Consider the following 20,608-nt stretch of genomic DNA (forward strand, 5'->3'; position numbering starts at 1 on the left):
GTGAAGGCATCGGATTCTGCGGCGGCTGCCCGCGCCGCACAACCTCGGCGCGCGTTTCGAAGACGCTTTGCGACAAACGCCCGTTTCGTAGCCCGCCAAACGCAGGCATGATCGGAGTTTCGTTCTACATGGAACGGTGGCTCCCGCATGACGCGCAATTCTTCCGGCCACATCCGCCTCACGTCGCATTCTTCCGGCGGACGGCCTAACAACTTCCCGATCACGTGGGGGGCACCGACCGCTCGCGAGCGTGGTCCCGTGATCGGCTCGATCGGCGGTAGTGCGGATCGCAACGTGATCGGCGCGCACGGCGGCGCGTATTCGATCTACCGTGCGCTCGCAGTCTCCGCCGGCGCATTGAAAGCAGGCATGCGTCCCGACCTGAAGGATACGGACCCCATCGTGCCGGTCGGCCCGCATCCGCAATGGGTCGGGAAGGAGAAGATCGTATCGCTCGATCCCTGGGGCCATCGCATCACCGAGGACTTCCGCGAAGAGATCGAACGCGGCGTCGACATTCGCCCGACGATCGCCATCACGAAGGCGCGACTGACATTGCCCGAGGTTCGCGAGGCGATCGCTGCCGGACGACTGCAGCAGGACGGAACGATCGTGCGCGACAACGCCGAAGTCGCGGTGATCAAGGCGGCGATAGAGCCCGTTTGGTATCTGCCGGGCGTGGCCGAACGCTTCGGCGTGAAAGAGTCGACGCTCCGGCGCACGCTGTTCGAACAGACGGGAGGCATGTATCCGGAGCTCGTGACGAGGCGCGACTTGCAGGTCTTCCTGCCGCCCATCGGCGGCATGACTCTATACATCTTCGGCGATCCGGCGGCGATTCACGACCCCGGACGGCGGCTCACCTGTCGAATCCACGACGAATGCAACGGTTCCGACGTGTTCGGCTCCGACATCTGCACGTGCCGGCCGTATCTCACTCACGGCATCGAGGAATGCATTCGCGAAGCGCAGGCGGGCGGCGCGGGGCTGATCGTCTACAACCGCAAGGAAGGTCGCGCACTCGGCGAGGTCACCAAGTTCCTTGTCTACAACGCGCGCAAACGTCAGCCGGGCGGCGACCAGGCATCGACGTACTTCGCGCGAACCGAATGCGTCGCGGGCGTGCAGGACGCCCGCTTTCAGCAGTTGATGCCCGATGTGCTCTACTGGCTCGGGATCACGCGCATCAACCGGCTCGTGTCGATGTCGAACATGAAGTACGACGCCCTGGTTGCAGCCGGCATCTCCGTCGATACGCGTGTGCCGATTCCGCCCGGACTCATTCCGCAGGATGCGAATGTGGAGATGGAAGCGAAGAAGGCCGCGGGCTACTTCGCGACCGACGAGGTCCCGCGCGATCCGGCGGAAGTCGTTGGGCGGGATCTGAAGGATTACTGAGACTTCGACTGTGAAAGCGACTGGAGCGAGACTCGCCTTTGGCGATGACGTCCGGCTAAAGCCGGACCCACAACCAGAGGCGGGCCACGGTTCTGGGTCGGACTCTGGCTGTGGGTCCGACTTCAGTCGGACGTCATCGCCGAAGGCGACGCTTCGCCTGGACTTACCCTCAGAAGCAGCCGGTGATCGGTGACTCACAAACAATCAGCACGTGAACTTCTTTCTGCCGCAGCGGTGCGTGACGCGGCGCGGCGCATGCTCCGGCATGCGCGAGAAGAACGGCTCATAGACTGGACTGTCGACGATGCACGCCTCGCACCCACTGCGGACTTCGTTGCCCGTGTGATCCGTGAACGTTACCCGACACTCGATGTCCCGTTTCACGCACGCTGGCGCCACTTCGTTTTCTCGGGACGAGATCTGTGGCGCGAGATCGAGTCGACTCATTCATGGCCTGATACCGCAGCGCGGGCACGCGCGGCGTTCGACCTCGCGATCACATCTGTGCTGCTCGATGCGGGCGCAGGTCCGGGCTGGCGATATCGCGATGCATTGACGGGCATCGAAGCCGCACGCTCCGAAGGTCTCGCGCTTGCGAGCCTGCGATGGTTCGCCGCGGGCGGTATGTCAGAGGCGGCGGACGATGCGTTGCGCGCCGATGCACATTCGCTGAAGAAGCTCGACGCCTCCGCGCTCCATGCCGCCTTTCAGGTCGATGCGACCAATCCTCTCGCCGGTGCCGAAGGGCGTGCGCAGCTGCTGAATCGGCTGGGGGCCGCTGCCGAGTCTCGACCCGATTTGTTTGCAACTGCGGATGTTCCGCGCCCGGGCGGGTTGTTCGATGCATTGGTCGCGCGGGCGGTGAACCGATCGCTGCCGGCATCGATGATCCTCGATGTGCTGCTCGACGCACTCGGCCCGATCTGGCGGAACCGACCGGCGCTGGAAGGAGTCTCGCTCGGCGATTGCTGGCCGCATCCGCAGGGTGGCTTCGTGCCGCTGCACAAATTGTCGCAATGGCTCGCCTATTCGCTCATCGAGCCGCTGCAGGCAGCAGGCATCGCTGTGCACGACATCGACGGACTCACGGGGCTCGCCGAGTATCGCAACGGCGGACTCTTTTTGGACATGGGCGCCCTCGTGCCGCGAGATGCGGACGCGATGACGGCGACTCACCAGGTCTCCGATCCCTTCGTCGTGGGCTGGCGCTCGCTGACCGTCGCGCTGCTGGATGAGCTCGCTCCGCTCGTGCGTTCGCGGCTGGGCGTCAGCGATGAAGCCTTCCCGCTCGCCAAACTGCTCGAAGGCGGCACCTGGGCCGCAGGTCGCGTGATCGCTCGCGAGCGACGCGCCGACGGCGGTCCACCTTTACGAATCGTCAGCGATGGAACGGTGTTCTGATGAATAACGTGACTGTGGTGGATCATCCGCTGGTGCAGCACAAGCTCGCACTGATGCGCGACAAGGACACCTCGACGAAGAGCTTCCGGCAGCTGACGCGCGAGATTGCGACTCTGCTGTGCTACGAAGTCACGCGCGATCTGTCGCTCGATGAGGTCGAGATCGAAACGCCGATCGCCGCGATGACCGCGCGGATGCTGTCCGGAAAGAAGCTCGTATTCGCACCGATCCTGCGTGCCGGCATGGGCTTGCTCGAAGGCATGCTCGAGCTCGTCCCCTCCGCTCGCGTCTCGCACATCGGCCTCTATCGCGACCCGGAAACGCTGGACGCCGTGGAGTACTACTTCAAAGCCCCGACGGACCTGCCCGACCGCCTCGTGATTACGATCGATCCCATGCTCGCGACCGGCAACACTGCGGTCGCCGCCATCGATCGATTGAAGGAACACGGTGCCGTCGACCTGCGCTACGTCTGCCTGCTCGCGACACCCACTGGACTAGCGAACCTGCAGCAACATCACCCGAATGTCCGCGTCTGGACCGCGGCAATCGACCACGGACTCAACGATCACGGCTACATCGTGCCGGGACTGGGAGATGCGGGGGATCGGTTGTATGGGACGAGATGAGCGAGCTGTGAGCGATGAGCGGCGAGCGAGACAAGAACAAGATTCGCCGGAGCGGCTCTGACCCTGACCCTGACTCTGGCTCGTAGCTCATCATCGCTCGTAGTTTCCTAGCTCATCACTTCCCCCAGCGGCAGCATCCCCTGCTGCAACTCAATCTGGCTCTGCCCCGCTGTGATCTTCTTGAACTCCGCGCGGCTCACGGACACGTAGCGATCATTGCCGCCGATCTCGACCTGGGGCCCCTCCGTCACGGCGCGGCCGTTGTCGTCCACGCGGACGACCATCGTCGCTTTGCGGCCGGTGTGGCAGATGGTTTTCAGCTCGACGAGATTGTCCGCCCATGCGAGCAGGTATCTGCTGCCTTCGAAGAGCTCGCCGCGGAAATCCGTCCGCAGGCCGTAGGCGAGCACGGGAATATTGAGGACATCGACGATATCGCTGAGCTGCCACACCTGGGCTTTGTTCAGGAACTGCGATTCGTCGACGAGGACGCAGTGCAGTGGGCCGCTGTGTTCGCGATCTTCGCGCACGATGGCGAGCAGATCGTCATCCGCACCGAACATGCGCCCGCGCGCGGAAATGCCGATACGGGATTTCACCGTGCCCGCCCCGAAGCGATCGTCGAGCCGCGGCGTCAGGATCAGCGTGCGCATGCCGCGCTCGTGATAGTTGTGCGCGCTCTGCAGCAGGTTGGTGGTCTTACCTGCATTCATCGTCGAATAGTAGAAGTACAGTTTGGCCATCGCGAGTTCGCCTCGATGTATGCCGACAGAGTACCTAGAAGAGGTCGGATTTCACACGGAGGCCACGGAGATCACGGAAATGCGAGCCCCGGAACGAGGTCGGAGCCGGGCTGCGGAGAGGATTTCCCGATGCCTTCTGCTCCGTGTTCCCCGTGAGCTCCGTGTGAAACCTCTTCTGCCGACTGCCACGTTCATGTGACACTTGGGCGAACTGGCACGCACAACAATCACACCTACATGACAGACATCCTCCGGGGTCTGCTGGGCCTGGCCGTTCTGCTCGCGATCGCCTACGCGCTCTCCATGAATCGAGGCGCGATCCGGCCGCGAGTCGTGTTTGCGGCGCTTGCGACGCAGATCGTGATCGGAGCGCTCGTGCTGTTCGTTCCCTGGGGCCGGGTTGCGCTCGCGGCGGCCGCGACGGGCGTGGGACACGTCATCGATTACGGCAACAAGGGCATCGAGTTCCTGTTCGGCGGGCTCGTGACCGCTCGGATGTTCGAAGTATTCGGTGACACTGGCTTCGTGTTCGCGTTCCGGGTACTGACCGCGATCATCTACGTGTCGGCACTGATCGCCGTGCTGTATCACCTGGGGATCATGCGCTGGATCGTGCTCGGCCTCGGCCTGCTGTTCCAGAAGCTGATCGGCGTCAGCAAGATCGAATCCTTCTCGGCCGTCACCACGATTTTCCTCGGGCAAAGCGAAATGCCGGCGGTGCTGAAGCCCTTCGCGAAGCAACTGCGCGGGCCGGAACTGTTCGCGATCATGAGCAGCGGCATGGCAGCCATCGCGGGCTCGCTGCTGGCGGGTTATTCGGGGCTGGGCGTGAAGCTGGAATACCTGCTCGCGGCCTCGTTCATGGCCATCCCCGGGGGATTGCTGTTCGCGAAGATCATCTGTCCGAGCACGGAGCCGAGCACGGTCCAGTTCGACAACATCCAGTTCGACGAGCATCCTTCGACGAACGTGATCGAGGCGGCAGCGTCGGGCGCGGCTGTCGGCATGCGCGTTGCGGTGAACGTAGGTGCCATGCTCGTCGCCTTCATCGGCCTGATCGCCCTGCTGAATGCGATGGTAGGCGGCGTGATGGGCTGGTTCGGTTATCCGGCGCTGAATCTCGAGACCCTGCTGGGCTACGCCTTCGCGCCCATCGCGTGGCTGATCGGCGTGCCGTGGGAGCACGCCGGCATCGCGGGCAACTTCATCGGCCAGAAGTTGATCCTCAACGAGTTCGTCGCGTACGTCTCGTTCGCGCCGTTCCTGAAAGATCCCGCCAGCGTCGTCGCCGCGGGACTCACGGTGCTCGATCCGAAAACGCTCGTCATCATTTCGTTCGCGCTCTGCGGCTTCGCGAACTTCTCCTCGATCGCGATCCTCGCGGGCGGCTTCGGTGCCGTGGCGCCCGAGCTGCGCCCGCAAGTCGCCCGATATGGCCTGCGCGTCGTCGCTGCCGCGACATTGTCGAACCTGGCGAGCGCGACGATCGCCGGCATCTTCCTCGGAGTGAGTCAGTGAAGACGATTCCGACCAAAGCGCTGGTCCGCGCCGCCAGGCACGCGCGCAAGCGCGCTTATGCGCCGTATTCCGGGTTCAAGGTCGGTGCTGCCGTCAGAACGCGGAACGGAAAAATTTTTGGCGGATGCAACGTCGAAAATGCGTCTTACGGTTTATGCAACTGCGCGGAACGCACCGCCCTCTTCTCGGCCATCGCCGCTGGATACAAGCGCGGCGACTTTACGCATCTCGCCGTCGTGGCGGCTACGGACGAACCTTGCGCGCCGTGTGGCGCATGCCGGCAGGTGATGTTCGAGCTCGGCGGCCCGAACCTGATCGTGGTGCAGTCGAATCTGAAGGGTGCGACGACTACCGCGAAGATGGATCAACTGCTGCCCAGTGCATTCGGTCCCGACTCGCTCACCTGAGCCGTACGGTCTGCACGGCGCGTCGCTCGCAACCGTATACATCTCTCGCCGCGGAGTGACCGCTCACATGTTGGTCGCGAGCAACAATCGCTGCGCGCTGCCGATTTGTCGCCGCGCCTGCGCCCATCCTTGCACTTTCATGACAGGGACTTTTGCCCCAACAGGATGCGTTTTGCGGTAGGGTACGCCCCGCGCGAAGCGATTCTGGCCACTTTCGATACGTCGCCGTCGCGCCTTCACCACGTAAACCCTTGAGATGAGCGCACGGATCGCCTTGTCATGAAGTTTGCATATGAGTGATGTGCAATTACAACGCGGCACGGCAAGACCCGTGACGCACAAAATCCATTCGCAGGTTCTCTGGAGGTTTGCCATGACGACGCCCCCCGGCATCGCTCGTGTTTCTGTTTCGACCGTTGGGTCGCGTATCGCATTTGTAGTCGCCGCGCTCGCCGCACCCTGTGGCGCCGCGTTTGCGCAGTCGACAGCCACGCGGATCGAGGAAGGCACGCTGACAGAGGTCGTCGTCTCCGCGACGCGAGTTCAGGGCACTGGCCTGATCCAGGCCGAAACCGCCCCCAAGGCGCGCACCACCGTCAGCGACGAATACATCGAGACGCAGATGGCGGGGCAGAGCGTGATCAACTCGCTCAACCTCGTTCCCGGCGTCAACTTCACCAACTCGGATCCCTACGGTTCGAGCGGCGGCAACCTGCGCATGCGCAGCTTCGACGGCAATCGTATTTCGCTGATGCTCGATGGCATCCAGCTGAACGACACCGGCAACTACGCCATGTACACGAACCAGCAGCTCGATCCGGAGATCATCGAGCGCGTCGCCGTGAACATGGGAACGACCGACGTCGACAGCCCGACGGCATCCGCAACGGGCGGCACGATCAACATCATCAGCGTACGGCCGAAGCACGATCCGGGCATGGCGGCGCAGGCTTCCTTCGGCAGCGACAGCTATCAGCGCTACTACCTGCGCGGTGACACTGGCGCGTTCGGTCCGTGGGATACCGAAGCACTGCTCGCGGTCTCCTACCAGCAGTACGACAAGTTCAAGGGCCCCGGCGAACTGGAGAAGACCCAGATCAATGGCCGCATCTATCAGGACCTGGGTGACGGCGACTTCATCAGCCTCGCCTTCCACGGCAACAAAAATCGCAACAACTTCTATCGCAACCTGAGCAAGGCCGAAATCGCAGCGAACGGCTACGATTTCGACAACGATCCGACGTGCACGCGGCCCGCACCGGGCGCCGGCGCGCAGAACGAAGCGACATCCGCCACCGGAACGACATCGCTCTGCACGAACTACTACAACGTGCGCAGCAATCCGTCGGACACGGCCAACATCCGCATGCAGTCGAGCTTCGGCCTGACCGACTCGCTGACCCTCACCGTCGATCCGTCGTTCCAGTACACGCTGGCCAACGGCGGCGGCATCACGGTGTTCGCGGAGAATGATCGGCGCCTGATCGGCACGGCGACGGGCGGCACGGATCTCAACGGCGACGGCGACCTGCTCGACCGCGTCAGCCTCTTCACGCCGAACAACACCAACACGCGCCGCTACAGCCTCAACTCGTCGCTGATCTGGGAGCTGAACGACACGAACATGCTGCGCCTCGGCTACACGCTCGACTACGGCAAGCATCGTCAGACCGGCCAGCACGGTCCGCTGCAGGCCGACGGCGATCCGGAGAACGTGTTTGCCGGCCGCCAGGGCCAGGCGATTCCGACTGCAGATGGCTCACAGCTGCGTGGCCGCGATCGCTACACGGTTGCGGAGTTGAACCAGGTATCGCTGAGCTACTCCGGCCGGTTGATGGACGAGAAGTTGCGCCTCAGCCTCGGCCTGCGCGCGCCGTTCTTCGAGCGCGAGCTGAACCAGTATTGCTTCACGCAGGTGTCCAACGGCACGCAGTACTGCACGACGCAGGTCCCCAATGCGGCGAATGCCCAGGGCTATGTGACCTTCCCGGGCGGCGGCACGACGACCTATCTCGCTCCGTACGATCGCACGGTGAAGTACGACAAGGTGCTCCCGAACGTGGGCCTGTCCTACGAGTTCGTGCCGGGCAACACCGTCTATACCAGCTACGCCAAGGGCTTCTCGGCGCCGCGCACCGACAACCTGTACAACGTGCAGATCCAGAACGTCGAGCCGGAGACGACCGATTCCATCGAGCTCGGCTATCGATATACGGGCAGCACGCTGATCGCCACCGCGGCCGCGTGGACCACGGATTTCCACAATCGCATCGTGTCCTCGTTCGATCCTGAGCTGGGCTACAGCGTGGATCGCAACGTCGGCGATGTGGATCTCTACGGCTTCGACGCTTCGCTGGGCTTCGACATCATCGAGAATCTGTCGCTGTACGGTTCCGCTTCGTACATTCACAGCGAAGTGCAGAACGACGTGCTGATCAGCCCCACCGTGGTCCTGCCGACGGAAGGCATGGAGCTCGTCGAGACGCCTGAATGGACGCTCGGCACCCGGCTGCAATACAAGATCGGCGGTGCCACCCTCGGCTTGCAGGGCAAATATGTCGCCGAGCGCTACGCCACGGACATCAACGATGAATCCGCACCGTCGTACACGGTGTTCGACGCCGATGCGCGCTACGACTTCGAGATGTTCGGCATGTCGTCGTTCATCCAGTTGAACGTGATCAACGTCGCCGACAAGGACTACCTGGGCAGCGTTGCGACGAGCCGCTTCGCATCGGCCACATCGCCGTTCGGTTCGGTGACACAGCCGCCGCTGTACTCGGTTGGTTCGCCTCGCACCTTCCAGGTGACGGTGAACGCGTCGTTCTGATGGAGTGCTGCTTGCGGCGGTCCGCGAGGATCGCCGCAAGCGCATTGTGCAGGTCGGCTACGCCGTCAGATTTCGGTACAGATGGATTCCCGCGTGCGCGGGAATGACGTCCGACTAAAGTCGGACCCACAGCAAGAATGCCGGATCATGCTTCGCTAACGCGAAGCATCCACCACGGGTTGGTACTTGCGGAAGTATTCGCTGCTCTCGAGAAGGTTGTTCGCGACGCTGTGGCGCATCTCCGTATCTTCCCCCGCCAGCCGCAACATCTCGTCGGCGGCACGACGCAGTCCCTTCACGGCGTCACGATTTCGCGGATGAAGGGCATACGCCGTGGCGTATTGGGTGACGGATTGCTCTATGGCCGGCGTCATTCCCTGCTTGTAGAACGCCCATTCCTTTTCGCCATCCTGCAGCGCCGCCGTTATCTGCTGCTGCGTCTCGGCCGGCAACTGCGCAAACGGAATCGCCGGGCTCGTCTCGAGATAGTTCTGGTACCAGAAGTATCCTGACGCGATTGCGAGCACGACCGCGGCCGCGAGCGACATCTTCTGCAGCATCGTGACGCCGCGGAAGAGCTTGAGGAATTCGCCCGCATCCTTCGGACGTTGTTTGCGATCGAAGGAAAGACAGCGCTCCAGCGCCTTCGCTTCGCGCAGCTTCAGCCCCTTCAGCGGTGGCGGCTTGATGCCGAGCTTGCGTGCTGAAGGCGCGCCGTGACGCTGATAGGGGTGATAGCCCGTGAGCAGTTCGTAGCCAATGATGCCGAGCGCGTACATGTCGTCCGCCGGATGCGGATCGACGCCGTCGATCATTTCATCGGTGGCGTACGCCTCGGTGTAGGCGCCCAGGCTGCCGGCGTCGAACACGTCCTTGTTCTCCGGCGTGACGGAGCTCGGCACGGCACGCGCGATACCGAAATCGAGAATCTTCGCCGTACCGTCTTCGGCAATGAATACGTTGCCCGGCTTCAGGTCCGAGTGAACGATGCCTTTGCGATGCGCGTACGCCAGACCTTCGGCGATGCCACGAATGATCGGCATCGCGATCTCCCGCTTGATGCCTTTGCCGCGTGCCTCGCGCACGATCGATTCGAGCGAGCGGCCCTTCAGCAGCTCCATCGTCATGTAGACGGTCTCGCCGTCGCGATCGAAGTCGAAGACAGTGACTACGTTCGGATGAGCGAGCGTCTGCGCCTTGCGTGCCTCGCGCTGCAGGGCGATGAACGATTGCGGATGCCGTTCGAAGTCCGCGTTCAGCACTTTCAGCGCGACGCGCGGATTCGGATCCTGGGCTTCTTCCTTGCGACGATCGATGGCGCCGAACACGAGGCCCATGCCGCCCTTGCCGAGCAGCATTTCGAGCACGAACCGTTTCTTCACGATCGAGCCAGGCTTGAGCTCGCCGCGACGCGGCTCGTCGGCCTCGTCCAGCGTCTGCACGAGACGCTCGCTGATGACCTCGGTCTTGTCGCTCGAATACTTGAGCGTTGCGGCGTAAGGGCTCAGTCCCTGGGTATCGACGTCAGCTTTCAGCGTGCGGGCGGCCGTCGGCGGAAACTGCTTCTGCGTTCTCACCGTCTCGTCCGCGTCGACAGCGCGCGTCGCGCTCGCACGGGTCTCGTCGGCGTCGGTGACCTCGATGCGGAGGGTGTCCGAAGGCGTCTGCAGCGTCTTGTCCGCCGCCGAGCGCATCTCCGTCGCGTCATCTTCGGTGGGCGCCGGGCGCACCAGCGTCTTGGCGACAAGTGGCTGCGCCATGCTGACCGTCCTTTCGACGGGCAAAACCTCGGTGGGCGAATGAACTTCGGTAGCGGAGTGAACGGCCGTGGGCGACGAAACCGCGGTGGGTTGCCGCATCGACGTTGCATCCGGATCGACGAGGGTCGAGTCCCCCATCGCCACCGTCTTGTCGGCTTCGACCTGCCGGATGGCGCGATCGATCGCGGCAAGCGCTGCGCGGGCCGCGGGATGCGGCAGTCGTCCGGCTGCGACGTCGGTCTGAACACGGGCAATGATCGCCGAACGCTGAAGCGGATTGGCGCGCGCAACGGCCTCGAGCTGCGCGGACGCGGCTTCCACAGTCAGTTGACCGCTCGCGAGCCCTGCAAGAATCTGATCGAGGGTTGAAGCCACTGCGCTGCGCTCTCCAAGGCCGATTGGTCGCCCGCCCGATCTCTTTTCAGCGGCTTCCCGCATCCGGCCGGTTGTTGTCTATCCCGCTTCGATCACGACGATCGTGACGTTGTCGCGCGCGCCCGCGGCGAGCGTCGCATCGAGCATAGCCTGAGCGGCCTCATGAACCGTGCCCTGCCCAAGCAGCCTCGCAATCTGCTCCGAGGACAACTCGCGCGTCAATCCGTCGGAACACAGCAGGTAGCGATCTCCCAGCCGGACGCGCTCGCGACGAACGTCGAGAACCAGGATGTCCTCCCCGCCCACGGCACGCATGATCGAGTGGTCTTCGTCGAGGTCGGTTTCGATATCCGCGAAGCGCGCGGCGATCTGCGCGGCCCAAGTGTGATCGACGGTCAGTTGGGCCAGCGTGCCGTGGCGCAATCGATAAGCGCGACTATCACCGGCCCACAGGATCGCGCACGACGTACGCTTCGCAACGAAGGCAACGACTGTGCTGCCGCTCTGCACCGGATTGATGGGGCGGACCGCTGCCGCATAGAGCACCGAATTGACGTGGCTCATGCGTCGCTGGATGTCGGTGACCGTCGCATCCATCGTGTCGCCGAACTTGAAGTTCGCGAGCGCCTCGCAGACCTTGCGGCTCGCGACATCACCTTCCATGTGGCCGCCCATGCCATCGGCGACGGCCCACAGATTCACGGCGGGACGGTCGACGAAGGCATCCTGGTTGGAGTTACGGACACGACCGGCGTGCGTGATCGCGGCCGAAACGTATTCGGGATGGATGTCTTCCTCGACGAGGGTATCTTCGAGCAATGCCGGTTTCCTTGAGCGTTGCCGGCGCTTAGCGGCGACCGCGCGACTTCAGTCGCTCGATCTGCTCTTCGTACGCTTTGGCGAATTCAGCGGCGAACAGCGTCTGAAAGCTCGTCTCGGCGTCCTTGGCGAGATCGGCATATTTGTCGCGATACAGGTCCCAGTAGCGCAGCTTGGCCGGCACGCCCAGGATCGAGCCCTTCTTCATCTGTCGATCGAAATCGTCCTGCAGGCGATTCGGATCGAACTTCGCGAGCATCGTTTCGAAAGCCAGGCGCATTGCGCTGAGCACGGCGGTCTGGTGATCGCGAACATCCTGCAACGCTTCCGCGAATGCCTCGGTCGGCTCGAGATAGGCGGAGTTCTGCCGCACCAGCAGGTTGTGGAACGCGTCGTCGGTGTTGGCCGAAAATTTGAGCGGGTTGTTGTTCGACGCTTTGAAGGTCGTGCTGCGAATGTGCAGCTCGTCCTTCAGCTGTTCGCGCGAACGCAGCACTTCCATCAGGCCGCCGACGGCCACACGCAGAATCTCGCCGCACGTTTGCGCGAGCTCGTCGGAGGGCTCGACGCCCTGCACCCCTGCGGCTGCAAGCAATTGCGCAAGCTGGCCGGAATCCTCGCTCTGCGCGGCATTCCGTGCGGGAGCCACGGACTTCTTCGGCGCACTCTGCGGCCTTTCTGGAATCGCGCGCGATGCCGGGCGCTCGTGCTGCGGCCGCGCTGCAACGACTTTCGGCTTCGGCGGTGGAGGCGGCTCGGGTGCCGACATCTCGCTCGCGCCGAACCATTGAGTCTCGTTCTTCGATTTCGGTGCCGCGGGCGGATCCGACATCTCGCTCATGCGGAACCACTGCGTTTCATTCGCGCGGCCCTCATCCGGACGATGGCGCGCCGGCATCGCTGCCGTCCGATCTTCCTCACCGGGCAGCGGGTCCGCGGATTCGATGAGCTCTTCGGGAGCCGGCATGCGCGGCGGCGGGCTGTCGCGCCGATCGGGCTTGCGCGGGCTGCGCTCGGCATGTCCCTGAAGAACCGCGAGCGGATCGTTCTTGGCCGCTTCGGCCACCGGCTCGTTCTCGATCGACACGGCGATCTGGTACGCGTCGATGAAGAGCACGTCGCCGTTCTTGAGTTGGTGCGCCTGGGTCCGCGAAAGCCGTGAGTCCGGCGAGTTGACGAAAACACCGTTCGTGCTGGTGTCCTCGACGAAGAAACGTCCGTTGAGATAGCGAATCAGCGCGTGCCGGCCCGAGACGTAAGGATCCGGAAAAACCCAGTCATTGTCGGGGAGGCGACCGATGGTGCCGCCAATGGCGTTGAACACCTTGCGCTTGGCGGCGCCGAGGTTCTGAGCCTGTTGCCCCATTACTTCCAATGTCAGGATCATGCGGGCTTACTAAACGAATATGGCTGGGCTTTCAACATGACGTCCGGATGCCACCTGGAAATCGAAAACCTGCCGGAACAAACGTTTTAAGGGGGTTCTATTGTTCGTTGCAGCGACCGGTCCGATGCAATGGACTAAAGCCGCAAGCGTGGCAGTATCGACTACAGCCGCGGCGCAATAATGCGCCCCAGCCCACAATTCATGCGGAGAAAGCCTGATGCCCCGACGCCCGAACCCGGTCCTGTCCCTGGCCGGCCTGGTCCTGGCCTGCTTTGTGGCGGGCGTCACATTCGGCGATGAGGCCCCAGGAAACCAGAGCGCAAGTGAGGCCACGCAGAGCCAGACCACGGAGGGCTACATCAACGCACCGCTGGCCGAGGTCTGGAGGATCTTCACGACCGCTGACGGGCTGCGTACAGCCGGTGTAGGACAGGCGGAGGTGGACCTGAGGGTGGGCGGCTCGATCCGCTCCCATGACGACCCCAGAGCGAAGCTGGGCGATCCGGAAACATGGGTCCGGGAGATCCTGGCCTACGACCCCCAGCGCATGCTGGCCTCCCACATACGACAGGCGCCGGCCCGTTTTCCCTACCGGAACGAGCTGGGCAATGTCTGGACGGTCACTTACTTCACCGCGTCGGGCGAGGACATGACCCACGTGAAGATCGTGGTCCTCGGCTATCGACCGGATGCGGCTTCGCAGGCCCTGAGGCAGTCGCTCGCGGAGGCGAATCGCCGTACCCTCGATACCGTGGCGAAGCGGTACTGGCCGAAGTGCAAACTGTGCACGACCGAACCGGCTGCCGACGCAGAAAAATAGACGGATTCCCGATATCAGCGGGCCTGGCACCATGGATCGCAAGTACATACAGAACGAGCACATCGTCGACCGCTACCTCGCGGGCGAGCTCACCGTCCGCGAAGCGCGCGACTTCGAGAAGTTCTGTCTCGAACATCCCGATTTCCTCAACAGCCTGCCGATCCCGGTGCGGCTGAAGGCGCGGCTGTCCCGGCGACCGCTCGAGGAAAGCGAAACCGGCATGTTCCCCGCCATTCCGTCGAGCGCGACGCGCGCCGCACTCGCTGCGAGCGATGAGGGCTTCGACGTTGACGAAGAGCAGGAGAAATGGGAGCGCAGCTCATCGAGCAGCGGCGGTGGCGTCAGTCGCACCGTGGTGATCGCGATGGGTGTGGCGTTGATCGCCGCGATCGGCGGCCTGATTGCTTACGCAATGCACGCCGGCGCGCTGTCGGACAAGCTGAAGCAGGCGCAGCGCGAACTGAAGGTGACGGAGATGCAGGCGCCGGCAAGCAAGCAGGCGTATCGCGTTCAACTCGCCCAATCGAAGCCGGGCCGCCCGACGCTGAGCCTGGGCTGGATGCAGCCGCCGCAGATGCTGGATCTGATCGTGCCCGTCGTCGAAGAGCCCTACGGCACGTTCCAGATCACGATCGACAAAGCCGACGGCACGCGCGTGATGCAGATCCATCGCATCGCCCGGGACTCCAACAAGGAGATCCGCCTCGGATTGAACTCGTCCGCCTTCGGGCCCGGCGACTATGTACTGAAGTTCGAGGGCTACACCTGGAAGGGCCAGTTGCAGCCGGCGGGATGGGTGGTTCTCGGGCTGGAGTGACAGCGCATCAGCCGCCTCTGAGGGTCGCAATCGGCGGATGATTCACCACCGATCTCGCCGCCCACGTCCCGCTCAATCCAACGAGCAACGCACCGCTGGCAAGACCGACGAGCCACACGAGCGGGTTCAAGGTGTACTTCAGATTGAACAGCTCTGTCGCGAGGAAATAGCCTGCGGCTGAAGCGCCGAACGCAGCCAGCGTTCCTGCGAGAAGACCGAGTGTCGTGAACTCCGCCGCCACGCCCTGGAGCACCGTCATGCGGCTCGCGCCCAGTGTGCGCAACATCGCGCTTTCATAGCGGCGTTCGTCGCGGGTCGACTGAATTGCCGCCAGCAGCACGGTGACGCCCGCGAGGAGCGTGAAGCCGAATACGTACTGGACCGCGAGCGTCGCTTTGTCCATCACGCCACGTACTTGCGCGAGGATCGCTTCGAGATCGATCGCAACGACTTCCGGAAACTGCCGGATGAAATCGTTGAGGATCGCGCGCTGGCCGGTGGGGATGTGCACGCTCGTGATCAACGTGCCGGTCGCCGCATCGAGCACGCCGGGCGAGAACACCATGAAGAAGTTGGGGCGGAAAGAATCCCACTTCACTTCGCGGAAGCTCGTGACTCTCGCTTTGACCGTCTCGCCGGCGACGTCGTAAGTCAGCTCGTCGCCGAGCTTGAGTCCCAGTGAGTTGGCGAGCTCGATCTCGACGGAAACCTGGGGGTCGGTCGTCGCATCGGTCCACCAGGTGCCCGCGACGATGCGGTTGTCCGTCTGCAGATCCTTGGCCCAGGTCAGATTGGCCTCGCGATCCAGGAAGTCGCGTCCGCGTTCATCCTTGATCGTCATGTTCGCGGTGTCGTCCTTGTTGATGCCTGTCAGTCGCGCACGAATCATCGGCACGAGCTGCGGCACCGCGACGTTGCGATCCGCCATGAACTGCTGGATCGCCGGCGCTTGGTCGGGGCGGATGTTGATCATGAAATGATTCGGCGCATCAGCGGGCAGGCTCGCGCGCCAGTCCTGCATCAGATCGTTGCGGACGAGCGCGAGCAGCAACAGCACCATGAGACCCAGTCCGAACGCGACGATCTGAATGATGCTGTCGCGGCCACGTCGCGCGATGTTCGCCATGCCGTAGCGCCATGCGACCCCAACACTGCCACGCAAGCCGCCAAGGACTCGCACGAGCAGCCAGCCGGCTGCGATCAGTACTGCGAACGTCGCTGCCGTCGCGGCGAGGACGTAGACAAGCAGCTTCGCATCGCGCAGCAGCCACGCGAGCAAGCCGACGAGTGCACCGATGGCCATGCCATACACAGTGATGTAGCGCAGGGGTGGCGGCTCGAGGTTGCGACGAAGCACGCGTGCCGGCGGAACGCTGCGCAATTGCAGCAACGGCGGCAATGCGAATCCCACCAGCATCAGAACCGACGTCATCAGACCGAGCCACATCGCATCGAGTGTCGGCGGCGGCAGGACGCCGCGCACGAGGTCCTTCACCAGGATCGCGATGCCAGCCTGAGCACCGAAGCCGATGGCGGTCCCGATCGCACCCGCGAGCAGGCCGATCATCAGCAGCTCGAGCACGCTGATCTGAAGCACGAGCGACTGCGGTGCGCCCATGCTCTTCATCAACGCCGCCGTGTCGAGATGCCGGACGACATAGCGTCGCGCCGCGATTGCGACGGCGATGGCCGCGAGCAGGATCGTGACAAGCGCGGACAGATTCAGGAAGCGACCGGCGCGATCGATGGCGGATCGGATCTGGGGACTCGCCTCCTCCAGGTCGACGATGCGCTCGCCGGCCTTCCGCCGCGTTTCGAGCTCCTGCTTGAGCGTCTTGATCGCGTTCGCATCCCCGGCGAACAACGCTGCGTAGGAGATCCGGCTTCCGGGCTGCACGAGACCCGTGGCGGGCAGATCCTCCATCCGCATCAGCATCGATGGCGCGAGATCGACGAACCCGGCGCCCTGGTCGGGGCGGTAATCGAGGATCTTCGTGATCGTGAACTCGGCGCTGCCGACGGTGATGCGATCACCCACGTTTGCGTTCAGCTGAGCAAGCATTCGCACCTCGGGCCACACCTCGCGCTCGCCCGGCATCGCATCGACTTCGTGCGCCTCGCCGAACGGAACGTCCGTGACCTTTACCCGACCGCGCAATGGGTATTTCGACGTCACTGCACGCAGCGCCGTCAGCGCCGTGTCGTCGCCTTTCAGCACGACACTCGGGAATGTTGCGAGCTCGGCGGTTACGAGCCCCCGCGAAGTCGCGAGCTCGAAGTACTCGCGATCGATCGGATTCGGCGATCGCACGCGCAGGTCCGCCGCAAGCACTTCACCCGCCTGCTGATCCACGGCGCCGCTTACGCGACTCGTGAAGAAGCCGACTGCCGTCAACGCCGACACGGCGACGAGCAGCGCGAGCGCGAGCACACCCAGCTCACCGGACTTGGCATCGCGGATCAGCGCCAGAAATGCGAGTCGTAGTGCTTTCATGTTCAGGCACGGATTCTTCGGAATGAAGAATCTCCACGGGGTACACGGGGAGCACGGGGCACTTCAGGAGATGACATCTTTCCGGTTCCGACCCCAGTGTTCCCCGTGTACCCCGTGGAAATTCCGAAACTCTTCAAGCCGCTGGCACGATGCGTCCCGCATCGATCCTGATCGTCCTGCCGCACCGACGCGCGATTGCAGGATCGTGCGTCACGACGACGAGCGTCGTCTGCGCGGCGCGGTTGAGATCGAACAGCAACTCGATGATGCGTTCACCCGTCGCTGCGTCGAGATTGCCGGTGGGCTCGTCGGCGAACAGCAGGGCCGGACGAGTCACGAAGGCGCGGGCGATCGCAACGCGTTGCTGCTCGCCGCCGGAAAGCTGCCGCGGATAGTGTTCTCGGCGAGCGGCGAGATTGACCTTGGCCAGTACGTCGGCGGCGGCTTCACGCGCGTTGCGCTGGCCGGCGAGCTCCAGCGGCAGCATCACGTTCTCGATCGCGGTGAGCGAGGGAACCAAGTGAAAGCTCTGGAACACAAATCCAACGTGACGAGCCCGAACCGCGGCGCGCCCATCTTCGTTCAGTGCGGTGAGCTCCGCGCCATTGAGCCAGACCTGCCCGCTCGAGGGTTCATCCAGACCCGCAAGCAGCGCCAGCAGCGTCGACTTTCCGGCACCAGAGGCGCCGATGATGGCGACGGTTTCTCCCGCTGCTATCGCCAGGTCGACTTCTGCCAGAATGGTCAGCGTCCCTTCGGGGCTGCTAACCTGCTTCGTGATTCGTTGTGCTCTGAGAACCGTGTCCGCAATGCTCATGCTGATTTTGAACGAGGCCGTTTGCGAAAGATGACTGGGGGTCAACTGTTACTTAGGTGCGCGGTCGCGATTTGGTTCGCACTCGTGCCGGGTGTCTTCGTGCAGGCGGCGGCGGACGCGGGTCCACAGCCTGTGATTCTCATCGTGGGGGACAGCCTCAGCGCCGGGTACGGCATCAGCGTCGACACCACGTGGGTGGCCCTGCTGCAGAAGCGCCTGTCCAGGGAAGGGTACGGTTATCGGGTGGTGAATGCCAGCGTGAGCGGCGAGACCACGGGCGGTGCCCGGACCCGGCTCGGGCGCGCACTCGAACTGCACAAGCCGGCACTCGTCATCCTCGAGCTCGGCGGCAACGACGGCCTGCGTGGTTTGCCGCTCAAACAGGTGCAGGGTAATTTTGCTGCGATGCTGGAGCAGGTCCGGGCCGCCAAGGCGCAATCTGTGCTCATCGCCATGCGCATTCCGTCCAACTACGGACCCGCTTATACCGAGCGCTTCCATGCGATCTACGGTGAGCTCGCGAAGATCTACTCCGTGCCCGTCGTGGACGGCTTCATGGAGAGCGTCGCGCTGAACGACAAGCTCATGCAGGCCGACGGCATTCATCCGAACGCGCAGGCGCAACCCATCCTGCTCGATGTCATATGGCCAACGCTCGAGCGCCAGCTCAAGAAATAGACGACGCCCTCGGGGGAACCATGAACAAGATCTGGCTCAAGAACTATCCCGCCGGTGTGCCCGCGCAGATCAATCCAGACGAATACCCGTCGCTCCAGGAGCTCATCGGCGAAGCGTGCCGCCAGTTCGCCGACCTGCCGGCCTATACGAGCATGGGGCGGACGCTCACCTACGGCGAGTACGCAAAGCAGGCAGAGTATTTCGCGGCCTGGCTGCAGCAGGGCGCCGGCCTGAAAAAGGGCGACCGGATCGCGCTGATGCTGCCGAACGTCCTGCAGTACCCCATCGCACTGTACGGAGCGATGCTCGCGGGACTGACGATCGTCAACACCAATCCGCTGTACACCGCCCGCGAGCTCGAGCATCAGCTCGTCGACTCCGGCGCGAAGGCGATCCTGATCCTCGAGAACTTCGCGCACACGCTCGATGAGGTCATCGAGCGCACGAATGTCGAAACGGTGATCACGACCGCGGTCGGCGATCGCCTGGGCTGGCCGAAGTCGGCGCTCGTGAATCTCGTGGTGCGTCATGTGCGCAAGCAGGTACCGAACTGGGAACTGCCCGGCTCGGTCCCTTTCAATTCGGCGCTCGAGCAGGGGCGCTACCTGCAGCTGACGCCAGTGCCGCTGACTCATGAAGACATCGCATTCCTGCAATACACGGGTGGCACGACCGGAGTTGCAAAGGGTGCGATGCTGACTCATCGCAACATGGTCGCGAACGTCCTGCAGTCAGCTGCGTGGATCGGCTCCGAAGCGCGGCCCGGCAAGGATGTCGTCATCACAGCGCTGCCGCTGTATCACATCTTCGCACTCACGGCGAACTGGATGGTCTTCGTGAAGTTCGGCGCGCACGGCATCCTCATCGCGAATCCGCGCGACTTCCCGTCGTTCGTGAAGGAGCTGAAGAAGTATCGCTTCAGCTACATGAGCGGTGTGAACACGCTTTTCAATGCGCTGCTGAACACGCCGGGATTCGAAAGCGTCGACTTCAGCGAGCTTCGCATCACGCTGGGGGGTGGCATGGCGGTGCAGAAGTCCGTTGCCGAACACTGGAAGAAGGTGACGGGCAACGTTCTGACCCAGGCGTGGGGTCTGACGGAGACATCGCCGGGTGCCTGCATCAATCCCTTCGGCATGGACTTCAATGGCTCGATCGGGCTGCCGATTCCTTCGACTGAGATCAGCATCCGCGACGACGACGGCAAGGAACTCGGCATCGGCGAGATCGGCGAGATCTGCGTGCGCGGACCCCAGGTCATGCGCGGTTATTGGAATCGCCCGGATGAGACGGCGAAGGTGATGATCGAGGAAGGACTCCTGCGCACGGGCGACATCGGACGGATAGACGACGAAGGTTTCGTCTACATCGAAGACCGCAAGAAGGACATGATCCTGGTCTCGGGCTTCAACGTGTATCCGAATGAAGTCGAAAGCGTCGCCGCGACCCATCCCGGTGTTCTCGAAGTCGCTGCGGTTGCGCAGCCGGACGAGCGATCCGGTGAAGTCGTCGCACTGTTCGTCGTTCGCAAGGATCCGAATCTGACCGAGCAGCAGCTGATCGATCATTGCAGGGCCGAGCTGACGGGCTACAAGGTGCCCAAGCACGTGTACTTCAGGAATGAGCTGCCGAAGACGAATGTGGGGAAGATCCTGCGCCGGGCATTGCGGGATGAGCTGCCGAAGGCGCCGAAGTAACACATAGACGTGAGCAGG

The 20,608-nt window shown here is 63.3% G+C and carries 16 protein-coding genes; 10 read left to right on the plus strand and 6 right to left on the minus strand.

Going from position 1 to position 20,608, the window contains the following annotated elements; translation table 11 throughout:
* Positions 1-147: 147 nt before the first annotated feature.
* From HNQ60_RS09110 to upp, 3 genes are all read left to right on the plus strand, one after another.
* A complete protein-coding gene (locus HNQ60_RS09110; protein WP_184330879.1) occupies positions 148-1,398 on the plus strand; it encodes a GTP cyclohydrolase II in 1,251 nt (416 codons plus the stop codon).
* 189 nt (positions 1,399-1,587) lie between these two features.
* Positions 1,588-2,799 carry a DUF1688 family protein gene (locus tag HNQ60_RS09115; protein ID WP_322096855.1) on the plus strand — a complete coding sequence of 404 codons (1,212 nt, stop codon included), beginning with the start codon at positions 1,588-1,590 and terminating at the stop codon, positions 2,797-2,799.
* Positions 2,799-3,428 carry a uracil phosphoribosyltransferase gene (gene upp, locus HNQ60_RS09120; protein WP_184330883.1) on the plus strand — a complete coding sequence of 210 codons (630 nt, stop codon included), beginning with the start codon at positions 2,799-2,801 and terminating at the stop codon, positions 3,426-3,428. The genes HNQ60_RS09115 and upp overlap by 1 nt, the downstream gene beginning before the upstream one ends.
* A gap of 107 nt (positions 3,429-3,535) precedes the next feature.
* On the opposite strand, the gene HNQ60_RS09125 is transcribed toward upp, so the two are convergent.
* Complete coding sequence (locus HNQ60_RS09125) at positions 3,536-4,171, minus strand: thymidine kinase (RefSeq protein WP_184330885.1); 636 nt, start codon at positions 4,169-4,171, stop codon at positions 3,536-3,538.
* A gap of 237 nt (positions 4,172-4,408) precedes the next feature.
* Here HNQ60_RS09125 and HNQ60_RS09130 point away from each other — a divergent pair, with 237 nt between their 5' ends.
* The 3 genes from HNQ60_RS09130 (at position 4,409) to HNQ60_RS09140 (ending at position 8,926) form a co-directional block, all read left to right on the plus strand.
* On the plus strand, positions 4,409-5,689 hold the full coding sequence (locus tag HNQ60_RS09130) for a NupC/NupG family nucleoside CNT transporter (RefSeq protein WP_184330887.1): 1,281 nt from the start codon (positions 4,409-4,411) through the stop codon (positions 5,687-5,689).
* Positions 5,690-5,694: 5 nt separating this feature from the next.
* Positions 5,695-6,096, plus strand: coding sequence for a cytidine deaminase (locus HNQ60_RS09135; protein WP_407676440.1), 402 nt, complete (start codon positions 5,695-5,697; stop codon positions 6,094-6,096).
* 373 nt (positions 6,097-6,469) lie between these two features.
* Positions 6,470-8,926, plus strand: coding sequence for a TonB-dependent receptor (locus HNQ60_RS09140; RefSeq protein WP_184330891.1), 2,457 nt, complete (start codon positions 6,470-6,472; stop codon positions 8,924-8,926).
* Between the two features lie 155 nt (positions 8,927-9,081).
* On the opposite strand, the gene HNQ60_RS28075 is transcribed toward HNQ60_RS09140, so the two are convergent.
* The 3 genes from HNQ60_RS28075 to tagH all read right to left on the minus strand — a co-directional run bounded on the left by HNQ60_RS28075 (position 9,082) and on the right by tagH (position 13,267).
* Positions 9,082-11,061, minus strand: coding sequence for a serine/threonine-protein kinase (locus tag HNQ60_RS28075; protein ID WP_184330893.1), 1,980 nt, complete (start codon positions 11,059-11,061; stop codon positions 9,082-9,084).
* A 78-nt stretch (positions 11,062-11,139) separates the two neighbouring features.
* Positions 11,140-11,880: a PP2C family protein-serine/threonine phosphatase gene (locus HNQ60_RS09150; RefSeq protein ID WP_184330895.1), complete on the minus strand. Its 741-nt coding sequence runs from the start codon at positions 11,878-11,880 to the stop codon at positions 11,140-11,142.
* Between the two features lie 28 nt (positions 11,881-11,908).
* The gene (gene tagH, locus HNQ60_RS09155) at positions 11,909-13,267 is read right to left on the minus strand and encodes a type VI secretion system-associated FHA domain protein TagH (protein WP_184330897.1); all 1,359 of its coding nucleotides are present in this window, start codon (positions 13,265-13,267) and stop codon (positions 11,909-11,911) included.
* A 217-nt stretch (positions 13,268-13,484) separates the two neighbouring features.
* Between tagH and HNQ60_RS09160 the strand changes: the two genes are divergently transcribed.
* Together HNQ60_RS09160 and HNQ60_RS09165 are read left to right on the plus strand one after the other, a co-directional pair.
* Positions 13,485-14,087, plus strand: a complete 603-nt coding sequence (locus HNQ60_RS09160) for an SRPBCC family protein (RefSeq protein WP_184330899.1) — start codon at positions 13,485-13,487, stop codon at positions 14,085-14,087.
* 31 nt (positions 14,088-14,118) lie between these two features.
* A complete protein-coding gene (locus HNQ60_RS09165; RefSeq protein ID WP_184330901.1) occupies positions 14,119-14,904 on the plus strand; it encodes a hypothetical protein in 786 nt (261 codons plus the stop codon).
* A gap of 7 nt (positions 14,905-14,911) precedes the next feature.
* Here the strand turns inward: HNQ60_RS09165 and HNQ60_RS09170 are convergent, their stop codons facing one another.
* A complete protein-coding gene (locus HNQ60_RS09170) occupies positions 14,912-17,398 on the minus strand; it encodes an ABC transporter permease (RefSeq protein ID WP_184330903.1) in 2,487 nt (828 codons plus the stop codon).
* Between the two features lie 133 nt (positions 17,399-17,531).
* Positions 17,532-18,215, minus strand: coding sequence for an ABC transporter ATP-binding protein (locus HNQ60_RS09175; protein ID WP_184330905.1), 684 nt, complete (start codon positions 18,213-18,215; stop codon positions 17,532-17,534).
* A gap of 84 nt (positions 18,216-18,299) precedes the next feature.
* On the opposite strand from HNQ60_RS09175, the gene HNQ60_RS09180 reads away from it, so the two are divergent.
* Together HNQ60_RS09180 and HNQ60_RS09185 are read left to right on the plus strand one after the other, a co-directional pair.
* Complete coding sequence (locus HNQ60_RS09180) at positions 18,300-18,893, plus strand: arylesterase (protein WP_221304109.1); 594 nt, start codon at positions 18,300-18,302, stop codon at positions 18,891-18,893.
* A 20-nt stretch (positions 18,894-18,913) separates the two neighbouring features.
* Positions 18,914-20,590 carry an AMP-binding protein gene (locus HNQ60_RS09185; RefSeq protein ID WP_184330908.1) on the plus strand — a complete coding sequence of 559 codons (1,677 nt, stop codon included), beginning with the start codon at positions 18,914-18,916 and terminating at the stop codon, positions 20,588-20,590.
* The last annotated feature ends 18 nt before the right edge of the window (positions 20,591-20,608 follow it).

It is taken from the genome of Povalibacter uvarum (genome assembly GCF_014202975.1).
Taxonomy (GTDB): Bacteria; Pseudomonadota; Gammaproteobacteria; order Steroidobacterales; family Steroidobacteraceae; genus Steroidobacter; species Steroidobacter uvarum.